Genomic DNA, 21,876 nt, shown 5'->3' with positions numbered 1-21,876 from the left:
TATTTTGTAGAGAGTTCCAATCTTTTGTATAATACATATAGAATATCCAATACATGTGCTAGAGGAGACAATCATGAAATACGAAGATTTTAAAGAGATCGTGCACGGAAGAAGAAGTGTCCGAAAGTTTACGGACCAAGCGGTTGCTGAAGAAGACATTTATGAAATCATGGATTGCGCACGTTACGCCCCGAGCGACACGAATTCACAAACGTGGGAATTTATCGTGATCCGAAATAAAGATAAAGTAAAGAAAATTGAAGAGATGACGTGGGATGCTATTCATAAATTGGCAGCACGTGCTGAAGAGAACGGCAAAACGAAGGAAGCAAAATTGCTGACGCGCTCTTTCGGTCCGTATGCGACAGCATTCTCTGGAGCACCGGTATTGATCATCTGTTTAGCCACTCCTTACGAGTCCAAGTTTCGTGAAAAAATCTTTGATCCGATCGAACTTGCGGAAGAATCCGTTTGGGAAGAGGAAGGAATCAAGAGCAGCTGCTTAGCGATTCAAAACTTGATGCTTGCAGCCCATGCACGTGGACTTGGCACTTGTCCGATGACTGGCCCCGTTCTGTTGGCGCAAGATGCTATTCGCGACTTTTTAGAAATTCCTTCTAAGAAGCAGATCAATATGGTAATTTCACTGGGACATCCACAAGATCAACCTAAAAAACTTGCAAGAAAAGCCGTAGAAGAAATCGTCACATATGTAGATTGATGACTGTAAGCTTTTAAAAAGCTCGTCCAGCGCCTGAAAAGCATGCTGGACGAGCGCCATATGAAAAATACGAGCGCCATATGAAAAATACGAGCGTCCTATCGTTGCCAGCTCCGTAAAAATTTCACCTTGAACTTCTTTCATTCCCCCTCCATAAGGCTTCAGACCTACAAGAAAACCTAAGAAAAAAGGATTTTTTTCGACATATACCGAATATATGTTTCATGTAACGTATTTTCAATTTTAGAAAGAGGAACTTCTTATGAAAGAGACATTTGACTTGATTGATTATGCACTGCAAAAAAGTGGGTTAGAAGACCTTAAAGATCCGACTCAGGTTCAATATTTAGGTGAGGGAGCTTGGCATCTTGCTTATCTTGTCCAGCTGCGTTCTGGAGATGCTGTGGTCGTTCGTTTTCCGAAGACAGAGGCTTACGGGAAGAACGTTGAATTTGATGAAGAAGCCATTCACTCAGAATATGCAGGGACTAGAGCATACTATGAGCTAGCTAACCAAGTTAAACCAGGAATCTGCCCTGCTTTTTTTAACTATCATGTAGAAAAAGACAGAACGTTTACCGTTGAATCTTATGCGGGAAAAGCCATCAAGATGGATCAACTGACGGCTGTAGAAGTGTTTCATATCGGAGCGGAACTTGGTGAGTTCTTTCGCAAGATGAATGCTGCACATCATGGCTTAAAAGGGTTCGGTTATCTCTCATGGAACGGAAAATATATTGAAGGGAAATATCAGTCAGATGTTTCTGAATCTATGAAAGAAGAAAACAAGGAATACATAGATGATTTCCAAAAATTTATTCATACATATGATGGTTCCGTTTCTCCATCAGCTCTGATTGACCTTCAAAACTGTATGAAAGATAGAGAGATCGAGAATCATACGATTGTACTTACGAACCAAGATACTTCTCCAGAGAACGTATTGCTTCATTCAGATGGGACTGTCTGTTTGATCGATCCTTTACCAATCCTATATAGTGGTGATTCACTTGCGGGGAATTTTCTTAATAATTATCGCACCTTGTTCCCAACATTTTTTAACGCACCGCGTTATGCACGGCACGAATTTGATCGGTATGAAGATCAATTGAAAAGATTGGCTGACGGATTTTTAGAAGGTTATTCTAATGGAGATCTAGCTGTAAAGCGTCGAGTTAAACAAGAGGAGTTTATCCGACTTACTGATTTAACTGTCACTCATTGGCAGCTACTTCAGAATGATGAATTAACGTCTGAACAGAAAATCCGATACGGAGAGAAAGAAGCAGTTGCTAATCGAATAACGGTACTTGTAAAAAAAATCGAAGAGTTTCGATGGTTTGATGAAAAAAGTGGAACAAAGTTAGCATAACCGGCATAGCATGGGCATAATCTTAATTCAAAGCTGACAGTTGAACACTCATTCTTTTGTATAACTTTTATGATTTTTCAAAAAACGGTTGACTTTCTAAAACATCATACTCTATAATCCTATTCAAGAACAAAACAAACATCAGCACGTTAATGTATTAAACATAAATTGAATATCTCTTATCCAGAGAGGCGGAGGGACTAGGCCCGATGAAGCCCGGCAACCAACAAACCACATTTGGTTTGGAAAGGTGCCAATTCCTACAGATCTTTTTTGATCTGAAAGATAAGAGGAGGACCAAAACCCTCTTCTTAGGAAGGGGGTTTTTATTTTTTCCCCTTATCATACTTCACACACAAACATCACATAGTGACATATCTCATTTTTTTAATTGAATATAGCAAAAGGGAAAAGCATTAATCTTTATCCCTAGTTTTCCTATAGATTTTATTTAAATTACGAAAAAGAAGGAGCGAATACAATGACAAAATCTTTTGATGGATACGATATTGAAACATTGCTTTTACACGGGGGCCAAGCGCCTGACCCAACGACAGGATCGCGAGCAGTACCTATCTACCAAACTACTTCCTATGTTTTTTCCGATACAGATCATGCACAAAGCCTATTTGCACTCGACGAGCCAGGAAACATCTACAGCCGAATCGGAAATCCAACTGTTGATGTTTTTGAGAAAAGAGTTGCACTTCTAGAAGATGGTGTTGCAGCTGTTGCTACTTCTTCTGGTATGTCAGCTATCGCTCTTGCCATCTTAAACGTCGCACACGCAGGAGACGAAATTATTGCCGCTACGAATCTATACGGAGGAACTTACAACCTATTTTCTACTACTCTTCCGAAATACGGGATTAACGTAAAGTTTGTAGATGCAGACGACCCTGAGAATTTCAGAAAAGCGGTTACTCCAAACACGAAAGCATTTTTTGCTGAAACGATCGGGAACCCCAGCCTTAACGTATTAGATATTGAGGCAGTGGCAGATATTGCGCATGAGAACGGTGTACCTCTAATTATCGATAATACATTTGCAACACCATATGTAACAAAGCCAATAAGCTTTGGAGCGGACATTGTAATCCACTCAGCTACAAAATGGATCGGCGGACATGGAACTGCCATTGGCGGTGTTGTGGTGGATGGAGGACGCTTTAATTGGAACTCAGAGAAATATCCAGGATTCACTGAGCCAGATAACAGTTATAACGGACTAAGATACGCAAATGATTTTGGAACATTAGCTTTCGCGACAAAATTACGTGTACAGCTGTTAAGAGATTTCGGGGCATGTTTAAGTCCACACAATGCATTTCTCCTTTTAAAAGGTTTAGAAACACTGCATCTACGAGTGGAAAAACATGCGAAGAACGCACAAGAAGTAGCAGAATACCTGGAAAAACATCCAGCTGTAGATTGGGTATCATATCCGGGTCTTTCTTCGCACAGAAGTCATGAGCTTGCTAAAAAATATTTAAGTAATGGTTTTGGATCGATCGTAAACTTTGGAATCAAGGGTGGGCGTGATGCAGGACGTAAGGTCATCAACAACATTTCATTATGGTCACACGTTGCAAATGTTGGGGATGCAAAATCATTGATCATTCACCCAGCTTCTACTACTCATCAGCAGTTGAGCGGAGAAGAATTAGTAGCAACAGGCGTAACAGAAGAACTGATTCGGTTATCGATCGGACTTGAATCCGTAAAAGATCTTACGAATGATCTTGATCGTGCGATACAAACAGCAACAGGAATAGGATCGGATAAAGCAGAGATCACGATTAACGATGAAGGTGTCATTCGTTGGGCATTGCAATCAGCACTGTATCGAGCAGTCGAGAACGGTCAAGAAATTCAACGTCCGAAGACGCTAGCAATCGTAGGACTCAGTTCTAACCCTGCTAGACCAAGCCATAGATTAGCCAGAAAAATGCAGCGCCTTGGTTATAAGATCGTTCCGGTTAATCCAAGAGAGACGGAAGTGCTAGATGAAAAAGCATATCCAGATTTAAAATCCATCCCGTTTCCGATCGATGTGGTTCAAGTGTTTAGAAGTCCAGAAGCGGCGATCGAGCTCGCAAAAGAAGCGGCGATCACACAGCCCAAAGTGTTCTGGCTGCAAGAAGGTGTCATCTCGCCAGAAGCTGCAAGAATCGCGAAAGAAGCCGGAATAGATGTTGTGCATAACAGATGTACGTATAAAGAAGCGCAACGACTAAGAGGAACCATTTCAACGTATGCGTGTGAACTTTAACAATAGAAATTGGAAAGCGAGCATCCTGGAGCGGAAGTCAACGACTTTCAGGAGTAACTCAAAAAATAGCCATACAAAATAGAGATAAACGTGGAGGGAAATACATGTTGAAGATTTGGCAGAAAGCAGTCCTGGCATTAAGCTTAGCTGGCGCTTTAGTGTTAGCAGGCTGTTCCAGCGGTGCGAAAGAGGGAGAAAAACCAGAGAAGATTCGACTAGATTATGCCTTTTATTCTCCAACAAGTCTAGCACTTAAAAAGTTTGGCTGGGCGGAAGAGGCGTTCAAAAAAGAAGGCATTGAAGTGGAATGGATTCAAAGTCAAGGAAGTAACAAAGCGCTCGAGTTTTTGAATTCAGATAGCGTTGATTTTGGATCCACAGCTGGTGCGGCAGCTTTAATCGCAAAAGACAAAGGTGCTCCGATCGAGTCCATTTATATCTATTCTCAGCCAGAATGGACAGCACTTGTTGCGGCAGATGGATCAACGATTAAAGATGTAAAGGATCTGAAAGGTAAAAAGATAGCGGCAACGTTTGGTACGGATCCGCACATCTTTTTACTACGAGCACTAGCAGATGCCGGCCTTTCTGCAAAAGACGTACAAATCGTAAATCTGCAACATGCCGATGGAGCGAACGCACTTTTAAAAGGGCAAGTGGACGCTTGGGCTGGATTAGATCCACATATGGCTAGAACAGAAGTTGAATCCGGGGCGAAGTACATTTATCGCAACCCTGATTTTAATACGTATGGCACGTTGAACGTACGCTCTGAATTTGCGAAAAACCATCCGAAGCAAGTAGAACAAGTGATTGAACTTTACGAAAAAGCTAGAAAATGGACGATTGAACATCCAGAGGAAGCAGCAAAACTTTTATCAGAAGAAGCGGGGATTAAAGAAGATGTCGCAAAAAAACAACTGCAACGAAACAACTTCGAGGAACCTGTTCCAGGATCACAGCATGAAAAAGCTATATCGGCTGCAGGCGAAGTACTCCAAAAAGAAGAGATTGTCAAAAAAGATACTAACATCAAAGATCTGGTAAAGAAATTGATCAACCCGAAGTTCGCAGAGAAAGTGATCAATCAATAAGGAGAGAGAGGAGGAAGTGTCGATGATTTCTGAAACACATAAGTGGAAAGTAGCCCAGAGAGCTTCCCCTCAAAAGCTCTCAACGTCTAAAGGCATATTCCAATTAGGAAGAGGGATTCTTATAGGCTCTATCTTGCCTATCATTTTATTAATAGCGTGGGAAATCGCCGCTAGAACAGGACTTCTCGCCGCACATCTGTTGCCTGCACCAACCATTATTTTAGAAAAAATAATCAGTATGTATCAAGATGGTTCACTGTTCGGTCATATCTCGGTTACCCTGACGCGGGTATTCTTGGGATTTGCGATTGGAACGGGAGCGGCGGTTGTAATCGGTGCAATCGTAGGTTATGCAAAAACAGCAGAAAGACTATTAGACCCATTGTTTCAAGCCATTCGATCGATCCCTTCTCTCGCATGGGTACCGCTCTTTATCCTTTGGATGGGAATTGGAGAACCTTCCAAGATTTCTTTAATCGCAGTAGGTGTATTCTTTCCTGTCTATTTAAATATTGTAGCAGGAATCCAAGGTGTGGATCGTAAGCTTATTGAGGTCGGAAGAATATATCACCTCACACCTTACCAGCTAACAAAACGCATTATTTTGCCAGCTGCATTACCTTCATTTATTACAGGTATGCGCAGCGGGTTAGGACTTGGGTGGATGTTCGTAGTAGCGGCAGAGCTCATGGGAGCAAGTGAAGGACTAGGCTATCTGCTCGTGGTAGGTCAGAACACATACTCACCGGATACGGTAATTGCAAGCATCTTGCTATTTGCAGTCTTAGGAAAGATAACAGATGCCGTTTTAAAATGGGTCGAACATCGTTCCCTAAAATGGCAAGACAGTATGACCAATCAAGGATAGAAGGAGGGGAAACAAATGCTGAATGTGAGTCGGTTAAAACGTACGTTTAATCATGACACGGCCGGGTTTCAAGATATCAATCTTTCTGTAAAGGAAGGGGAGATAATCGGAGTTCTAGGAACGAGCGGCTGTGGAAAAAGTACATTGCTTCGCGTGTTATCAGGGCTCGATCAACAGTATGAAGGGACGATTTCAATAGAAAACGGATCGAATAATCAGATCGGTATGATGTTTCAGGAACCTCGCCTTCTGCCGTGGTTGTCTGTAAAAAAGAACATTTCATTCGGGCTTGAAAAAGAGGAGAGAAACACGGAAAAATACAAAACGTATTTAGATCTAGTAGGATTAACGGGTTTTGAAAACCATTACCCGAAAGATTTATCAGGGGGGATGGCACAGCGTACAGCAATTGCAAGAGCGCTTATTACGGAACCGGAAATTCTATTACTAGACGAACCATTCAGTGCGTTAGATGCTTTTACCAAAATGCAGCTTCAAGATCTTCTATTATCCATATGGCAAAAAAAGAAAACGACAATGATTTTAATAACTCACGATATTGATGAAGCTCTTTATTTATGTGACCGGATCTTTGTCTTAAAAGGTCAGCCAGGTGAAGTGTATAGCGAAGTTTCAATTGAAAAACAAAGACCGAGAACCCGTGGAGACGGTTATCTCTCTAAACAAAAAGCTCACATCTTACATCTATTAAACGTTGAAAAGAAAGCAGCAGGTGAACATCAATGACAAAACTAGCCACCATTCACCCAGTCGAAGGAACACATAATATTTCAGAAGATCAAAGGAATACTGCATTTTCTTGGGAAACTTTTACCGAAAGATTCAATAGACGAAGTGATGGTAAGACGAATATGGCCTATGAATGTGTAGATCGTCATGTTGAAGAAGGAAGAGGTGAAAAAACAGCTCTTCATTATATAGACGATTCACAAGAAATAAAAATGAATTATAGAGAACTAAAGAAAACGACAGATCAGTGGGCGGCGGTTTTAAAAAAGCATGGAGTAAAGAGCGGAGATTTTATTTTTGTTTTCTTGCCAAAACACCATCATTGTCATATCGCGATGTTAGCTGCCATTAAGCTTGGAGCTATAGTGGGTCCGTTATTTGAGGCATTCATGTCGGATGCAGTAAGAGACCGAATCAGTGACTGTGAAGGAACGTTCTTGATTACAGATGAAGAGTTGTTTCAGCGTGTACCAAGAGAAGATCTCCCAAGTCTTCATACGGTCTTTTTAACAGATGGTGAAGGAGAAAACGGGGAAATCTCTCTTCAAAAAGAGTTGAAGAGTGTGGAGAACACTGAGAGTCAGATAGAGTGGGTAGACCCTGAACATGGTCTGAACATCCACTACACTTCTGGTTCTACTGGAAAACCTAAAGGGATCATCCATGCTCATCGAGCGTTGGTTCAGCAATATCTTACAGGCAGATGGGTTTTGGATATTCAAGAAGATGATGTGTATTGGTGCACGGCGCATCCTGGATGGGTGACAGGAACGGTGTATGGCGTTTTTGCTCCATTATTAAACGGAGCTACCATTGTCGTGCACGGTGGACGATTTAAAGCAGAAACGTGGTACGAAACTCTGCAAAAAACAGGTGTGACCGTATGGTATAGTGCGCCAACAGCCTTTCGTATGTTGATGGCAAAAGGGAATGAGCTTCCCGAACACTATGATTTCTCTAAGCTTCGCCACATATTAAGTGTAGGCGAGCCATTGAATCCCGAAGTGATCTATTGGGGACAGAACGTGCTTGGAAAAAGAATTCATGATACGTGGTGGATGACGGAAACCGGTGCACAGCTTATTGTGAACCTTCCAACAGAGCCGATTAAGCCTGGGTCTATGGGAAAAGCATTTCCTGGCATAACCGCGACGGTATTGGATGAAGAAGGGAATGAACTGCCTCCTTATGCTGTAGGTCATTTGGCGATCAAAGCACCATGGCCGGCAATCATGAGAGAAGTTTGGCAGAACGCTGAAAAATATGATTCGTATTTTAGCTGGGGCGAGTGGTATGTATCAGGTGATCTTGCTATAAAAGACGAAGATGATTATATCTTTTTCCAAGGACGTTCAGATGACATGATCAACTCTTCAGGAGAACGAATTGGACCTTTTGAAGTTGAAAGCAAACTGATCGAGCACAAAGCAGTTGCCGAAGCAGGAGTAATCGGCAAGCCAGATCCCATACGAGGAGAGATCGTGAAAGCCTTCATCGTTTTAAAAGATGGATATAGTGAGAGTAAAGAGCTTTTGGATGAAATCCGTATCTTTGTTAGAGGAGAATTAGCTGCACATGCTGCACCTCGTGAGATTGAGATCGTAGAAGAACTCCCAAAAACAAAGATCAGCGGAAAAATATTGCGAAGAGAGCTGAAAGCCCGTGAATTACAAAAACTTGCTTGATGCGTCAAGAAAGATAGGGAAGGTTAAGATCGGTGACTTTGCTCTAGAGTCAGGAAAAGTGATCCCCAATGCGGAATTAGCTTTTGAGAAAACAGGCAACGCAAAAGGTCCCGTGGTTTTACTCTGCCACGCGTTAACTGGAAATCAGTATGCTTACGGATCAGAAGAAGATCCAGGTTGGTGGCGTGGGTTAGTTGGTCCTGATCAATATATCGACACAAACCAGTTTCAAGTCATTACATTTAATGTGCTCGGGGGATGCAGCGGTTCAACAGGTCCAGCAAGTACGAATCCTGAAACAGGAGAAAACTATGGAAAGTCATTTCCTTTTGTAACGGTAAGAGATATGGTTCGCGCACAGCGACAAGCACTTAGCATTTTAGGGATCCCGAGACTTCTTGCGGTCATGGGAGGATCACTCGGCGGTATGCAGGCACTTGAATGGGCTGTGCAGTTTCCATATTTTTCAGAAAAAGTATTTATCTTTGCGGCAACTCCCTTCTTAAGTGATTATGGTGTGGCTTTTAATAGACTTGCTCTTCATGCGATCGAAAATGATCCTGTGTATAAGAGTGGTAACTATAGAAGCGAACAGAGATTAGCAGGTTTGGAGATCGCACGTATGGCTGGGCTATTAACGTATCGTCAACCTAAATTATTTAATGAGAGATTCAATAGAGAGATCAAAGAAAAAGATGATGAAGGTAAGCCGTTCTTTCAAGTAGATTCTTACCTTACGTATCAAGGGGAAAAATTGACTAAACGATTTGATGTGGAAAGCTATGTATCTCTTCTATACGCGATGAACGCCTTTGATATCGGGGATAAACTTGGTGGCTGGGAGAGGGCAGCATCACAAATTCAAGCTGAAGTATATGCGTTTGGTTATGAAGGAGATCTTCTATATCCACCAGAAGTGATTGAGAATTTCATAAAACATACTAGATTCGGAACCTACTATTCTATAGAAACAGACTTTGGTCATGATGGGTTTTTAGTGGAATTTGAAAAATGGGGACCACATGTGAGAGAAGCATTGAGACAAGAAGGGAGGCTGCAATATGGCACCTATTAAAGCGGCGCTGCTAGGTTTTGGAACAGTTGGCCAAGGTGTATATGAAGCGCTGAAAACGCATCGAGAACAGCTTCAAGCCGTGCTCGGTGAGGAAGTTGTAATCGAAGGAATTTTAGTAAAAGATGGATCGAAAAAACGTGAAGTCGATGATCATGTATTAATAACTACTGACTTTGATGAAATCCTCAATATTGATGGACTAGAGGTCGTATTTGAAGCAATAGTGGGAGAAGAGCCTGGCTTCACTTACTTAAGCCGCGCTCTTGATAAAGGATGTCATGTAATTACTGCGAACAAAGTCATGTTTGCGAGACATGGAAGAACATTGCTTGATAAGGCGGAAGCTCTAGATCGTTATGTTGGTTATGAAGCGACAACAGCAGGTGGAACACCGATCATTCGGAGCATCTCGCAGCTTCTTCAAGTCAACGAGATCTACTCAGTCGAAGCGATATTAAACGGCACATCCAACTTCATTTTAACGAATATGAGGGAAAAAGGTCTTCCGTTTCATGAAGTATTAAAGTCTGCACAGAAACTAGGTTATGCAGAAGCTGACCCCGCAAGTGATATAGAAGGTTATGACGCTTTTTATAAATTAATGATTCTTAGCGAGTTGTCGTTTGGTGAGACGCCGAAATGGGAGGACGTAGAACGAAAAGGGATAACAGAAGTAACTGCTGAGCAAATCTCTGTGTTTAAAGACTGGGGATATAAGGTGAAGCATTTGGCGCGGATCCGCCGTGACCGCGACCAATTCATTTCATCTGTAAAACCCATGTTGGTCGATGCTGATTATCCATTATATGGGGTGGAAGATGTTCAAAATGCGATTATGGTAGAGACGAGTCTAGCAGGAAAAGTTACGGTTCAAGGAGCAGGAGCAGGAAAACTTCCAACAGCAAGCGCCATGGTTGAAGACTTGACTTATGTCCTGCAGCCTCATTCTTTACGAAGAAAGAAAAATTCAGCTTCTATTTCAGAAGAAGGAAGTACTGAAGATACAAACTCGACGTTAGTTGGAGAATATGTTGTCATTGGCTCTTCTGAAGGATTTCATGGAGCAGATGAGGTAGAAATTTTAAAGCAAGAAGTAAAAGGTGATCTCGTCTATCTGCTGATTGAGTGCCAGGTGAGTACAGCTCTTTTGTTAGAGGAAAATAGAGACCTTGTTGTTTATGAAGTAGCAGGGAAATTGAAGAAGGCAGAGGGCAGGGCTGAGCAAAAGGATTTGCTTCTGAAGAAAGTAATCAATCTATAGGATAAAAGAAGTTTGCTTCATCAAGTGGATTAGAAGGATTAGACGAACATTGCAGAGTGGCTCCTGCAATGTTTTTTTAGTGTGTGGGTTTTGTTTGGGGCGAGCATTTAATAGGGTGATCTCAACTAACGTGAAATTACTGCAATTAACGTGAAAAAAAACGAAATAACGTGAATATATTCAAAATAACGTGAATATATTCAAAATAACGTGAATATAATTTTGGGTGTTCACCACATAAAATACAAAACCGAATTATGTCTCTTTCATAAATACAGTTATACGTCGATTATCCGTTCTTATTTACTCCTCTTCATAATAACCCTCGTTTATTACAGTGAATTCACCAATCAATTCTCCATCAGAAGAAGTAGTCATTGATGGAAAAATATTAATTTAATGCTATTAATTTGTAATATGTGTTTATAGTTATACTAGAGAACTAAAGTAGTAGTTACAATAGGGCGAAAGTTTTCTTGTATTCATACATATAAAGACCTGCACTCTAATAAGCGCAGGTCTTTTCTCTCTCTATTTTTCTCTCTCTAGGTTCTCTCTATCTGTTTTCATACGAGGGGTTGTTAGAGCAAAAGGTTTTAACGCAATTGATCACATCTGATGGATCAGAACGATTTCCACTCAGGAAATGAACTGATTAGCACCAGCCGTGTCCGCCACCGTAACCACCGCACCAACAGCACCCAACGATGATTAACAAGATAAATAGAACTACGATTAAAGCGAAGCTATTTCCGTAAGACTGATATCCCATTTAACCCACCTCCTTCTTTACAATGACAGAATATTATAGGTACAAGTTAAAGGTTTGGGCGGAATTAGCCCATTTTTTCGGGACAAGAGCGGAAGCCTTATTTTCAGGAGAAATCCATTTACCAAAATGTGGTTTATTGTATAATTACACTAAACGAACAAAGATTATCGACTAGTGAACAAAACATATTTGGAGCTGATAACATGTACGGTGTAATTGCTTATTTAAACAGTGAAACTGAACAGAAGATAGACGATCTAAGGAATGGACTTGTAAAAGAGGGAATCAATGGTCATGGTATGCGGCCTCATGTAACTCTTGGCACACATCACGAGGTTGAGATTGAGTCTTTCAAAAAAAAGTTTAAAGACTATTTTAACGATATCGCTGCTGTGCCTCTTTTCTTTCCATCTCTAGCGATATTCTTAAACAGCGGAACATTATATGCAGCACCGACTAAAAACAGCGTGCTGACAGATTTTCATCAGCGCTATCATGAACAGTTTAAGAACGAAATAAACCAGCAATCTCTATACATTCCGGCTCACTGGGTGCCTCATTGCACGCTTGTAATGGACCTAACACATGAAGACTTAGTGAAGGCGTTTGATTATTCCACAAGAAATTTAGAGCCTTTTTATGCAACGATTGACAGTGTTGCACTTATTCAACTGACGTATGAAGCTGATGTATGTACAGATGTGAAAGATATTCTAACTGTGAAACTGAAAAAAGATGATGTAAATTGATATCGGATGACGTTTGAAAGTAGATGCTGTATGGTTATACATATACTAGTCATACAGAAAGGAATTAGGGTACATGTGGAACGAATTTAAAACATTTATCATGCGTGGCAACGTGATCGATCTTGCCATCGGTGTGATTATCGGAGCAGCTTTCAGTAAAATCGTTACTTCACTCGTTGAAGATGTGATCATGCCTCCGATTGGATTATTACTTGGTAAAGTGGATTTCAGCAATCTTTATATAAATTTAGGCAAAGGTGACTATTCCACATTAGCAGATGCCCAAAAGGCGGGAGCAGCGACACTTAATTATGGACTATTTATTAACACGCTAATCAACTTTTTTATCATTGCGTTAGTCATATTTTTAGTAGTAAAGCAGATCAATCGTATTAAAAAGAAAGAAGAAGTAAAGGCGCCTGATACAAAAGAATGCAAATATTGTTTGTCTACGATTCCATTAAGAGCCGTTAAATGTCAAAGCTGTACGGCAGATTTAAATGATGATGCTGTAGTGAGGCAGTCCTCCGAGTAAGGGGGCACTGAAAAACCAGTTGAATTTAACTGGTTTTTTTTTCAACAAGGGCTTCGCATGGAAATTACTTGCGAAGCCCTTGTTTTTTGACCTTGCTTTATCCTTTTTATTTCATTTTATATTTACCGCAAATATTGTGACTGCACCCTGTAATTAAATGCCAAAGAGACCAGAAGATGATGCCACATCATACCCGTGTCGGTGTTTGAGTTCGGGTTGTTTTTGAATCATCCGATATCACCCACACGTATTTGATTTTTTTTATTACACAGACAAAAGAATCTAACCCTCTGAAAACGGCTGGTTTGATTCTTTTTTATCTAACATATAGGGATTGTAGCGGAAGGGTACTGACTCCTGCGGGACGAGTGGGACAGGTGAGACCACTAAAGGCGCTTAGCGGCAGGGGCTCACCGCCCGCCCCGCGGAAAGCATGTACCCTGGAGCGGAGATCCCCGCGTTCAATTTTTTAAGGACTTTTTCAGTGCCCTCCAGAGTAGAGTAAGGGGGCTGTTTTTTGTATCGTCCATATAATGATAAACCACAAAGTTTAATGAAGCAGTTGTGCTACAATTCTTACATAGAAGGTTGAGAAAGAAGGGCAGGTGAAACCATGATAGATACTGTTAAAATCTCTGTACGGTCTTTAGTCGAATATGTATACCGTTCAGGAAGTATTGAATCTGGCTTCAAATCCACCTCATCCCTAGTGGAAGGAACAAAAGCTCATCAAACGATACAAAAAACGTATGAAGAGAGCGATTTTGCAGAAGTATTTCTCCAAACGAGCTACCTTTATGAAAATCTTGAATATTGGATAGAAGGTCGATGTGATGGTCTTCTTTTGCGTAATGATACCGTTACAATCGATGAGATCAAATCAACTGCGCGAAACTTGAGTGAAATAACAGACGAAACATATCCTGTGCATTGGGCTCAAGCGAAAGTCTATGCTTATATATACATGGAAAAAGAAGAGATAGATAGAGTTACGGTACAGCTTACATATGTTCATGTTGATTCTGGCGAGCAGAAGAAATTTCAGAAAGAAGTTACATTTACAGAGCTTGAGGATTTCATGCTTCAACTTATAAAGACCTATTCACCATTCGCTGAGCTGCGTCTAGAAAATCAGCAAAAAAGGAATATCAGTATACGAGATCTAGCTTTTCCATTTCCTTCATACCGAAACGGCCAGCGTAACTTTGCTGGTGCTATCTATAAAACGATCATGGATAAGAAGACGTTGTTTGCAAACGCACCGACTGGGACAGGAAAAACCATCTCTACTCTGTTTCCAGCCGTCAAAGCGATCGGCGAAGAAAAAGCAGAAAAGATTTTTTATTTAACAGCCAAAACACTGAACCGAAAGAATGCAGAAGAAGCACTCTTGTTGATGAAAGAGAAGGGCTTGTTTCTGCAAAGCACGACCATCACTGCTAAAGACAAAGTTTGCTTTAAAGAAGAGACTCGTTGTGAACCCTCTTACTGTGAGTTTGCTGATGGATATTTTGACAGGATTAATGGAGCTGTTCTTGATATCTTGAAAAATGAGACGGTGATGGATCGTGAAGTCATCTCGCGATACGCACAAAAGCACAAAGTTTGTCCGTTCGAGTTCTCTGTGGATCTTGCTTATGCATCAGACAGTGTAATCTGTGATTATAATTATGTTTTTGATCCGAGGGTCTCGTTCAAGCGTTTATTTGAAGAGCAAAAGAAGCGTACGGTTCTTCTTATGGATGAAGCACACAATCTTGTAGACAGAGCACGCGGCATGTATTCAGCTGAGATTATGAAATCTTCATTCTTACAACTTGCACGTGATTTTAAGGGGAAGCATGATGGGGTTTGGAATACGGCAAAAGCCGTTAACCAGGAACTTCTTTTGATAAAAAAAGAACATGAAGATAAAGATGTTGCTGTCATTGAATTGCAGGAAAAACTACTTGAGAGTTTAGAAGCTTTCTTAATACAGGCAGAGCAGCTATTAGCCAGTGGGGATAGCAGCGAACAACTATTAGAGACTTTTTTTGAAGCGCTGCAATGGGTGAAGATTTCACAATTTTACGATGAACGATTCGTAACCTTCATTTCCACGTTTAAAAGTGAAGTCAAAGTTCGCCTTTTTTGTATGGACCCTTCTCAGCTTCTTTTTCAAACCGGAAAAAAATATGGCTCACGTATTTATTTTTCGGCAACACTCTCACCGCTGTCGTATTTTCGAGAAATGCTTGGAGGAGAGGAGGACGATTATATCATCCGGATGCCTTCTCCTTATGAAAAAGAACAGCTGGATGTGTTTGTTCAGCCCCTGTCTACGCGCTTTAGAGACCGTGAGAAAACGATAGATCCGATTGTTGGTATGATCAAGGACTTGGTCGTAAACAGACCGGGAAACTATCTTGTTTTTTTTCCATCCTATCGTTATATGACAGATATATATGAACGAATGTTAGAAGAAGATCAAGCCTTTACCCTTATCGTTCAGCATCCTGCTATGAAAGAAGAAGAGCGAGAGACCTTTTTAGCTCATTATGAATCTGTAGGTGAGAAATCGCTTGTCGGGCTCGCTGTCATGGGCGGCATCTTTTCTGAAGGAATAGATCTAAAAGGAGATAAACTTACAGGTGCTGTCATCATCGGTGTTGGTTTGCCTCAAGTAGGGTTAGAACGCGATACGATGAAGGATTATTTTCAGCGAGCGGGAAAGAATGGTTACGATTTCGCTTATGTGTACCCTGGAATGAATAAGGTACTGCAGGCAGGTGGTCGGGTTATCCGATCAGAAGAAGATCGAGGTACGCTCGTTTTAGTAGATGATCGTTTTCTAACAAGAAAGTATGTGGAGATGCTGCCGGAAGAGTGGCGGGAATTTATGGTGTTGGATCGCTCGTTTCTGTAAGTAGTGTTGAGTGTGTTTTGTCGAAAAGCCTATAAAAGATTTTGAAGGCCTATAAAATGATTTGAAGACCCATAAATAGATTTGAAGGCCCATAAAATTTTCTGAAGGCCCATAAATTAAAAACTAGGGCCTATAAACGAGCCACAAGCAATCTTCACACACATTTTAAGCCATTAAAAAACACTTGGAGATGAGACTCCAAGTGTTTATCATTTATTTTCTAAACAAACCTGCATTTAAAAATGGCAAACCGAAAGTATCTGCTGGTTGTGAGATTTCATTCATCTTTCGTAACTCAACCTCTTCAAAGTCAGAGAAAACCTCCCGCATCCGCTCAAACGTGTAACCTAATCCTCCTTGCATCGAGCGGCCTTTGTACACGTCCATATCAGGAATATCGAGCCCCATGCCGACAGCATCAAAACACGTTATAGCAAAATGCCCGCCAACTTTTAAACAGTTGTTTAAAAGATGTAAATAACTCACACGGCGATGAGGAGGCACATGATGAAAACAACCAGAATCATAAATAAGATCATACTCCTTGTGAGGTAGATCCATCTCAAAGATACTTCCTTGTATAAATTTCACATCGACGCCTTTCTCCATAGCGCGTTCTCGAGCCCATTCCAGCCCTTCGCTAGAGAGGTCAACAGCATCTACTTCAAACCCACACTGCGCTAAGAAGATCGCATTTCGGCCAGGACCACACCCAAGTTCTAACACACGGCCAGGCTTAAGCAGACCACGTTCGATATATTCCACGAGATTTTCATCGGGTGCGTCCACAAAAAAAGGAACTTTCTTTTTTCTGTCTTCATAAAAAGAGTTCCAGAACGCTCCCTCATCACGTAAAAGAGAATCTAGCATGTTAAAAACATCTTCATTTTTTGTAATCAAACTTGTCAAATGACCATCCGCCTTTCTCATTTTAAAATGAGCTATGACTGACTGAGCTGTAATACCTCTATTTTACCAAAAATGGGCTATAATAGGGGTGTTTAGAAGGAAAAAGAGGGGTGAAAAAATGGTTAAAATCGTAGTATCAGAAGGTTTAACGTTCAAGAAAGCGGGTCCCGAAGAAGTTAAAGGAATAGCCCGAGTTTGCTCTGAAGGTTGGCGGGCAACATATGGGTATTTAGAAGATGAGAAGTATGTAAATGATGTGATTAAAGAGTATTATAACGAAGACAGAATACTAAACGAAGTAACTGAGTTCAATGAAAGCTGGCACGGATACTTTGTGGCGAAAGAAAATGGAGAAGTGGTAGGTGCGATCGGCGGTGGGACGATTAGTGAGCAAAGAGGTGAGAACTTTGTGTTCTACATGGATCCGAACAAGAGAAACAGAGGGATTGGGTCAAAACTGTTGAACTATTACACAGACTATCAGAAGAATATAGGTATTAAAGAACAATGGCTATCCGCACAAAAAGGTAACGAAAAAGCCATACCTTTTTACGAAGCAAAGGGGTTTGTCAAACAGTCAGAAAAAAGGAGTGAAGGAAGCAAAAAACACGTGTCCTTTCGATATATGCGAGAAATTTAAAAGCCCCTCAAACAGAGGAGCTTTTTTTATTTGAACGAACGATCAGTTAGCATTCTTCTTCCACCTTGCGCTTTAATCCACTTAACCAAGCAAACGATCTTTCTAAGCAACACTGTAATTAATCTACGATCACTTTCTTACGTAAAAGCAAGGATTGAAAGTTCATACCGATACCTCGTCCAGCTTCTGAAACAATGTGGAAATCCAGTACATCGAATAGAGGAGCTACCACTTCAAGTAAATCTTCATCTGTATAAAACGAGAAGAACCGCTTCGGAATATACGAGTCTTCTTGCCACACGCCCTCAGAATCTTTCCCTCCATAAACACCCATGTAAAACAGTCCATCTTGAGCGAGAACGGTATGAATGTTTTTAAGAACAGCAGGCAGGCTGACCTTAGGAACGTGAAGAAGCGTATTCATCGCCCATACTGCATCAAAAGATTCAGCATCAAAATGTAGTGTGTAGTAATCCATCATTTCTGCTTTTAAACCTTTTGCCCGGCACGTTTCTACCATGTTAGGAGAGAGATCAATACACGTCACATCCATGTGATGTTGAGATAAGTATTTTCCGTGCTGACCTGATCCTGCTCCAATATCAAGAACGGTAGGTTGGTGATTCTTTGAATGAGATGTAAGAGCCGCAATAAAAGTGTTTAGTTCGTCGGTTTTCCAACTCTGAATCTCTGATTGATCCCGTGAATCTGCTTGCTCGTTGTAGCTTGCTTTCAGACTTTCTTTTAATAAAAGATCCATGGTGTTCTCTCCCTTATCTTTATCTGAAAATCGATGTTCAAAAGCAAAATAATGTATTCATTATAGCGAAAGTATGGAATCTAGTAAATTTGGTAGTGAAAGAATATGCCGCTAAGGAAAGCCCTTACATCTTCCTAATGCCTTATGTGAGAACTTATCTAGTACAAAAGTAGCGTTCTAAATGACCCCTTGTAACCGAATGATAGAGACGGTAGAATGTGAAGAAATTTATATTTCTGAAAATTCATAACAAAGGGAGGATATCCATGGCACGTTCAGCATTAAAAGCAGTACCTTCACCAAATTCACCAGATCCAGGTAACAGCAAAAAGAATTTTTTTCATAAAGCGTTGGACTGGGTAGAGAAGAACGGAAATAAACTTCCGGATGTTCTTACTTTGTTTGTTATCATCACGGCCGTTATCTTACTAGGTTCATTCATAGCAGGAGTAGCAGGATGGAGTGCTGTGAATCCGGCCAATAATGAAAAAATTACAGCAGTCAATCTTCTGAACGAAGAAGGAATTATACGAATGCTGAGTGAACTTGTCAGTAACTTTGTGAACTTCCCCCCACTCGGTCTCGTGCTCGTTGTTATGCTAGGCGTAGGTCTGGCTGAATCAACAGGGTTGATATCGGCATTTATGCGAAGAGTCGTGTTAGCCTCACCAAAAGCACTTATTCTACCGATTATCATCTTTATTGGAATCGTAGGAAACGCAGCTGCTGATGCTGCTTTAATCGTCCTTCCTCCCGTAGCAGCAATGGTGTTTCTCACTCTTGGCCGTCATCCAATTGCTGGCCTTGCAGCAGCTTATGCAGCAGTTGCTGGCGGATTTAGTGCAAATATCATTATTAGTATGCTCGACGTAATGCTTGCTGGTTTCACAGAGTCAGCAGCTCATCTTCAAGACAAAACGTATACAGCAAATCCTGCTATGAATTACTACTTCATGCTGGCCTCAACCTTTGTGTTATTACCAGTAGCCGTTTGGGTAACGACAAAGATTGTAGAACCCCGTCTCGGAGAATACCAAGTTCCTGATGATCTTGAAGTGAAGAAACAAGCTCTAACTTCTGAAGAGAGAAGAGGATTAAAGTGGGCAACGATCTCTCTTTTCATCTATACAACTATCATTCTACTTGTGACCGTTCCAAAAGGCGCTATGCTTCGTCATGCGAAAACAGGTGAGCTTATTGATTCTCCGTTTATGGATTCCTTGGTTCCAATCATGCTTCTTTTCTTCTTTATTCCAGCAATCGCTTATGGATTTGGATCTAAGGTCTTAAAAAACGATAAAGACGTAGCTGAACATTTAACAAAAGCGATGAGCGGTATGGGGTACTATATCGTGCTTGCTTTTATTGCAGCCCAGATGATCGCTTATTTTAGTTGGAGTAACTTAGGTTCGATCATCGCGATAACAGGTGCTGACTTTTTAAAGGATTCAGGATTTACAGGACTTCCATTATTGATCGCATTCATTCTTTTCACAGCGCTAGTAAACTTACTCATCGCTAGTTCATCAGCAAAATGGGCTATTTTAGGACCTGTATTCGTTCCGATGTTCATGGCTTTAGATTATAGTCCAGCATTTACACAAATGGCCTATCGGATCGGGGACTCGATCACGAATACGATCACTCCGATGCTTGCCTACTTCGCTATTCTGCTAACTTTTGCGAAAAAGTTTGATAAGAGTATGGGGATGGGAACCTTAATATCCTCATTGCTTCCTTATACGATCGCTTATACGATTTTTTGGTGTATTTTATTTGCTATCTGGTATGTGCTAGGACTTCCACTAGGACCTGGCGAATATATAAAAATGTAGATAATAAGAGGAGTGAACAGGAATGGAACAATTATTTAGCCGTTTGGCAAACTATCAAGATGAAATGGTGGAGATTCGCAGACATCTTCACCAAAATCCTGAACTGTCATTTGAAGAAGTTGAAACACCAGCTTTTATTGCAACGTATCATGAGGCGTTAGGTTTAGAGGTTCGAACGGGAGTCGGTGGGCGAGGTGTTGTCGCAAAGTTAAAGGGTGGAAAGCCTGGTAAAACAGTGGCACTTCGAGCAGATTTTGATGCGCTTCCGATTCAGGAAGAAAATGATTCTCCATACAAATCCAAAGTACCTGGTGTTATGCATGCATGCGGGCATGACGGTCACACAGCATCGCTACTCGTACTTGCAAAAGTTCTAACAGAACTGAAGGACGAAGTGGAAGGGACGATCGTATTTATCCATCAACATGCCGAGGAACTCGCCCCTGGTGGAGCTATTGCGATGATCGAAGATGGCTGTCTTGATGGTGTGGACGTAATCTACGGAACACATCTCTGGGCAACGATGCCAACAGGAACGATTGGTTATCGAACAGGTCCCGTCATGGCTGCTGCCGATTCGTTCACAATCAAAGTACAAGGTAAAGGTGGTCATGGTGCTCAGCCTCATAAAACAAAAGACAGCATTGTTATTGGAGCGCAGCTTGTGTCAAACCTACAGCAAATCGTGAGCCGCAGAGTTAATCCACTAGATGCAGCAGTTGTATCGGTAGGTGCGTTTGAAGCGAAGAATGCATTCAACGTTATTGCAGATACAGCAAAGCTAACAGGAACAGTTCGAACATTTAAGGAAGAAGTACGAGTTGCCATCGAGCAAGAGATCGACCGCATTGCAAAAGGTACATGTCTTGCATCAGATGCTTCCTATGAATATGTATTCAAACGTGGATATCCGGCAGTAGTAAACCATAAAGACGATACAGAGTTTGTAGTGGATGTAGCAAGAAAAGTTCCAGGAGTTATCGAACTTGAAGAAATTGAACCGCAGATGGGGGGAGAAGATTACTCCTACTACTTAGAGCGAGTGCCAGGCACGTTCTTTTTCACAGGAGCTCTTGATGATTCGTGGGAAGAAGTATTTCCGCATCACCATCCGAAGTTCAAGATCAATGAAGATGCTTTATTGATTGCAGCCAGTCTATTAGGAGCTGCAACGCTTACGTATTTAAAACAAAAAGTTTCAACAAAAGTTTTGAGTTAAGAGTACGCTCATGAAAAAGCTCCCTTATGCGAGGGAGCTTTTTTATATCTAGATTATTCCCAACATCTGTCAGGAGCAGTTTCACAAGGAACATTTCCATTAGATTTCTTGCATTTCTTTGAAGACTTTTTAGACTTTACAGCAGGAACTTTCTTAGATTTCTTACGTTTTAGACCATCACCTAAAAGAGAGCGTAAAGTTTCAACAGTACCACCTTCAGCACCGTTTTCAGTAGTCACTTCAGCTTCTGTCTCTGTGCCGTTCGCACCTAGAGAATTCAATGCTTCTAATAGTTCTTTTCTTTTTTTACCCAATCGTATCACCCCCACTATTACTATATGAAATGCTTGAAAGAGTGCTTGTACGAATCACCATTTTTATGATGAAGAAGCGTCTAAATTCTTTTCTTTTAAAAAAACCAAAAGGACTTCTTTAAAAACATATTGTCATTCTA

At 41.0% G+C, this 21,876-nt stretch carries 19 protein-coding genes and 1 riboswitch; of the genes, 15 read left to right on the top strand and 4 right to left on the bottom strand.

Features of this window, described 5'->3' with window-relative positions; all coding sequences use genetic code 11:
- Positions 1-73 precede the first annotated feature (73 nt).
- The 9 genes from H9648_RS06710 to H9648_RS06670 all read left to right on the top strand — a co-directional run bounded on the left by H9648_RS06710 (position 74) and on the right by H9648_RS06670 (position 11,098).
- Complete coding sequence (locus H9648_RS06710) at positions 74-721, top strand: nitroreductase family protein (protein ID WP_191753108.1); 648 nt, start codon at positions 74-76, stop codon at positions 719-721.
- A gap of 262 nt (positions 722-983) precedes the next feature.
- Positions 984-2,093, top strand: coding sequence for a hypothetical protein (locus H9648_RS06705; RefSeq protein ID WP_191753107.1), 1,110 nt, complete (start codon positions 984-986; stop codon positions 2,091-2,093).
- A gap of 176 nt (positions 2,094-2,269) precedes the next feature.
- Positions 2,270-2,385, top strand: a riboswitch (SAM riboswitch).
- Between the two features lie 189 nt (positions 2,386-2,574).
- Positions 2,575-4,365, top strand: a complete 1,791-nt coding sequence (locus H9648_RS06700) for a PLP-dependent aspartate aminotransferase family protein (protein WP_191753106.1) — start codon at positions 2,575-2,577, stop codon at positions 4,363-4,365.
- A gap of 104 nt (positions 4,366-4,469) precedes the next feature.
- Positions 4,470-5,459: an aliphatic sulfonate ABC transporter substrate-binding protein gene (locus H9648_RS06695; protein WP_191753105.1), complete on the top strand. Its 990-nt coding sequence runs from the start codon at positions 4,470-4,472 to the stop codon at positions 5,457-5,459.
- Positions 5,460-5,481: 22 nt separating this feature from the next.
- Complete coding sequence (locus H9648_RS06690) at positions 5,482-6,327, top strand: ABC transporter permease (RefSeq protein ID WP_191753104.1); 846 nt, start codon at positions 5,482-5,484, stop codon at positions 6,325-6,327.
- Positions 6,328-6,342: 15 nt separating this feature from the next.
- Positions 6,343-7,074 carry an ABC transporter ATP-binding protein gene (locus H9648_RS06685; protein WP_191753103.1) on the top strand — a complete coding sequence of 244 codons (732 nt, stop codon included), beginning with the start codon at positions 6,343-6,345 and terminating at the stop codon, positions 7,072-7,074.
- Complete coding sequence (acsA, locus tag H9648_RS06680) at positions 7,071-8,762, top strand: acetate--CoA ligase (RefSeq protein ID WP_191753102.1); 1,692 nt, start codon at positions 7,071-7,073, stop codon at positions 8,760-8,762. The genes H9648_RS06685 and acsA overlap by 4 nt, the downstream gene beginning before the upstream one ends.
- Positions 8,740-9,837, top strand: a complete 1,098-nt coding sequence (gene metX / locus H9648_RS06675; protein WP_318243493.1) for a homoserine O-acetyltransferase MetX — start codon at positions 8,740-8,742, stop codon at positions 9,835-9,837. The genes acsA and metX overlap by 23 nt, the downstream gene beginning before the upstream one ends.
- Positions 9,824-11,098, top strand: coding sequence for a homoserine dehydrogenase (locus H9648_RS06670; protein ID WP_191753101.1), 1,275 nt, complete (start codon positions 9,824-9,826; stop codon positions 11,096-11,098). The genes metX and H9648_RS06670 overlap by 14 nt, the downstream gene beginning before the upstream one ends.
- A gap of 655 nt (positions 11,099-11,753) precedes the next feature.
- Here H9648_RS06670 and H9648_RS06665 read toward each other — a convergent pair.
- Positions 11,754-11,870 carry a YjcZ family sporulation protein gene (locus H9648_RS06665; RefSeq protein ID WP_082861289.1) on the bottom strand — a complete coding sequence of 39 codons (117 nt, stop codon included), beginning with the start codon at positions 11,868-11,870 and terminating at the stop codon, positions 11,754-11,756.
- 203 nt (positions 11,871-12,073) lie between these two features.
- Between H9648_RS06665 and H9648_RS06660 the strand changes: the two genes are divergently transcribed.
- From H9648_RS06660 to H9648_RS06650, 3 genes are all read left to right on the top strand, one after another.
- Positions 12,074-12,619, top strand: a complete 546-nt coding sequence (locus tag H9648_RS06660; protein WP_191753100.1) for a 2'-5' RNA ligase family protein — start codon at positions 12,074-12,076, stop codon at positions 12,617-12,619.
- A 73-nt stretch (positions 12,620-12,692) separates the two neighbouring features.
- Positions 12,693-13,154 carry a large conductance mechanosensitive channel protein MscL gene (gene mscL / locus H9648_RS06655; protein ID WP_191753099.1) on the top strand — a complete coding sequence of 154 codons (462 nt, stop codon included), beginning with the start codon at positions 12,693-12,695 and terminating at the stop codon, positions 13,152-13,154.
- 613 nt (positions 13,155-13,767) lie between these two features.
- The gene (locus H9648_RS06650) at positions 13,768-16,059 is read left to right on the top strand and encodes an ATP-dependent DNA helicase (protein WP_191753098.1); all 2,292 of its coding nucleotides are present in this window, start codon (positions 13,768-13,770) and stop codon (positions 16,057-16,059) included.
- Positions 16,060-16,272: 213 nt separating this feature from the next.
- On the opposite strand, the gene H9648_RS06645 is transcribed toward H9648_RS06650, so the two are convergent.
- Entirely contained in the window at positions 16,273-16,929 is a 657-nt protein-coding gene (locus H9648_RS06645) for a class I SAM-dependent methyltransferase (RefSeq protein ID WP_404825661.1), read from the bottom strand.
- Between the two features lie 157 nt (positions 16,930-17,086).
- Here H9648_RS06645 and H9648_RS06640 point away from each other — a divergent pair, with 157 nt between their 5' ends.
- On the top strand, positions 17,087-17,608 hold the full coding sequence (locus H9648_RS06640; RefSeq protein WP_191753096.1) for a GNAT family N-acetyltransferase: 522 nt from the start codon (positions 17,087-17,089) through the stop codon (positions 17,606-17,608).
- Positions 17,609-17,726: 118 nt separating this feature from the next.
- Here the strand turns inward: H9648_RS06640 and H9648_RS06635 are convergent, their stop codons facing one another.
- Positions 17,727-18,368, bottom strand: a complete 642-nt coding sequence (locus tag H9648_RS06635; RefSeq protein WP_191753095.1) for a class I SAM-dependent methyltransferase — start codon at positions 18,366-18,368, stop codon at positions 17,727-17,729.
- A 266-nt stretch (positions 18,369-18,634) separates the two neighbouring features.
- Here H9648_RS06635 and H9648_RS06630 point away from each other — a divergent pair, with 266 nt between their 5' ends.
- Together H9648_RS06630 and H9648_RS06625 are read left to right on the top strand one after the other, a co-directional pair.
- A complete protein-coding gene (locus tag H9648_RS06630) occupies positions 18,635-20,203 on the top strand; it encodes an AbgT family transporter (RefSeq protein WP_191753094.1) in 1,569 nt (522 codons plus the stop codon).
- A gap of 22 nt (positions 20,204-20,225) precedes the next feature.
- A complete protein-coding gene (locus tag H9648_RS06625; RefSeq protein WP_191753093.1) occupies positions 20,226-21,422 on the top strand; it encodes a M20 family metallopeptidase in 1,197 nt (398 codons plus the stop codon).
- 53 nt (positions 21,423-21,475) lie between these two features.
- Here H9648_RS06625 and H9648_RS06620 read toward each other — a convergent pair whose 3' ends face one another.
- Entirely contained in the window at positions 21,476-21,736 is a 261-nt protein-coding gene (locus H9648_RS06620; RefSeq protein ID WP_191753092.1) for a hypothetical protein, read from the bottom strand.
- Positions 21,737-21,876: the final 140 nt, after the last annotated feature.

The sequence above is a fragment of the Fictibacillus norfolkensis genome (genome assembly GCF_014836645.1).
In the GTDB taxonomy this organism is placed as follows: domain Bacteria; phylum Bacillota; class Bacilli; order Bacillales; family Fictibacillaceae; genus Fictibacillus; species Fictibacillus norfolkensis.
This window is presented reverse-complemented; position numbering and strand designations above follow the sequence as displayed.

Excerpts from the sequence above, each read along its gene's own strand:
- H9648_RS06710 (WP_191753108.1), top strand. The coding sequence starts at position 74 with ATGAAATACGAAGATTTTAAAGAGATCGTGCACGGAAGAAGAAGTGTC.
- H9648_RS06705 (WP_191753107.1), top strand. The coding sequence starts at position 984 with ATGAAAGAGACATTTGACTTGATTGATTATGCACTGCAAAAAAGTGGG.
- H9648_RS06700 (WP_191753106.1), top strand. The coding sequence starts at position 2,575 with ATGACAAAATCTTTTGATGGATACGATATTGAAACATTGCTTTTACAC.
- H9648_RS06695 (WP_191753105.1), top strand. The coding sequence starts at position 4,470 with ATGTTGAAGATTTGGCAGAAAGCAGTCCTGGCATTAAGCTTAGCTGGC.
- H9648_RS06690 (WP_191753104.1), top strand. The coding sequence starts at position 5,482 with ATGATTTCTGAAACACATAAGTGGAAAGTAGCCCAGAGAGCTTCCCCT.
- H9648_RS06685 (WP_191753103.1), top strand. The coding sequence starts at position 6,343 with ATGCTGAATGTGAGTCGGTTAAAACGTACGTTTAATCATGACACGGCC.
- acsA (WP_191753102.1), top strand. The coding sequence starts at position 7,071 with ATGACAAAACTAGCCACCATTCACCCAGTCGAAGGAACACATAATATT.
- H9648_RS06670 (WP_191753101.1), top strand. The coding sequence starts at position 9,824 with ATGGCACCTATTAAAGCGGCGCTGCTAGGTTTTGGAACAGTTGGCCAA.
- H9648_RS06665 (WP_082861289.1), bottom strand. The coding sequence starts at position 11,870 with ATGGGATATCAGTCTTACGGAAATAGCTTCGCTTTAATCGTAGTTCTA.
- H9648_RS06660 (WP_191753100.1), top strand. The coding sequence starts at position 12,074 with ATGTACGGTGTAATTGCTTATTTAAACAGTGAAACTGAACAGAAGATA.
- mscL (WP_191753099.1), top strand. The coding sequence starts at position 12,693 with ATGTGGAACGAATTTAAAACATTTATCATGCGTGGCAACGTGATCGAT.
- H9648_RS06650 (WP_191753098.1), top strand. The coding sequence starts at position 13,768 with ATGATAGATACTGTTAAAATCTCTGTACGGTCTTTAGTCGAATATGTA.
- H9648_RS06645 (WP_404825661.1), bottom strand. The coding sequence starts at position 16,929 with ATGCTAGATTCTCTTTTACGTGATGAGGGAGCGTTCTGGAACTCTTTT.
- H9648_RS06640 (WP_191753096.1), top strand. The coding sequence starts at position 17,087 with ATGGTTAAAATCGTAGTATCAGAAGGTTTAACGTTCAAGAAAGCGGGT.
- H9648_RS06635 (WP_191753095.1), bottom strand. The coding sequence starts at position 18,368 with ATGGATCTTTTATTAAAAGAAAGTCTGAAAGCAAGCTACAACGAGCAA.
- H9648_RS06630 (WP_191753094.1), top strand. The coding sequence starts at position 18,635 with ATGGCACGTTCAGCATTAAAAGCAGTACCTTCACCAAATTCACCAGAT.
- H9648_RS06625 (WP_191753093.1), top strand. The coding sequence starts at position 20,226 with ATGGAACAATTATTTAGCCGTTTGGCAAACTATCAAGATGAAATGGTG.